This window comes from Neobacillus sp. MER 74 (assembly GCF_023714155.1).
Genome location: NZ_JAMAUV010000085.1, coordinates 1 through 365, shown reverse-complemented (window position 1 = coordinate 365; position 365 = coordinate 1). Strand labels below are relative to the sequence as shown.

Here is a 365-nt window from a genome sequence, read left to right as displayed (position 1 = left end):
AACTTCCGTGTTCGGTATGGGAACGGGTGTGACCTTCTCGCCATTGCTGCCAGACTATTTAATTGAGGAATCATTCCCTCAAAACTAGATAATGCAGAAGAAGTTTTTTGTAAACTTGAGTTCACCTTAAAATATGGTTAAGTCCTCGAACGATTAGTATCAGTCAGCTCCACATGTTACCACGCTTCCACCTCTGACCTATCAACCTGATCATCTTTCAGGGTTCTTACTAGCTTGCGCTATGGGAAATCTCATCTTGAGGGGGGCTTCATGCTTAGATGCTTTCAGCACTTATCCCGTCCGCACATAGCTACCCAGCGATGCTCTTGGCAGAACAACTGGTACACCAGCGGTGCGTCCATCCC

At 46.6% G+C, this 365-nt stretch carries 2 rRNA genes; both read right to left on the bottom strand.

Features of this window, described 5'->3' with window-relative positions:
• Positions 1–54, bottom strand: a 5S ribosomal RNA gene (gene rrf / locus M3610_RS28705); the annotation flags it as partial.
• Between the two features lie 79 nt (positions 55–133).
• A 23S ribosomal RNA gene (locus M3610_RS27590) occupies positions 134–365 on the bottom strand; the annotation flags it as partial.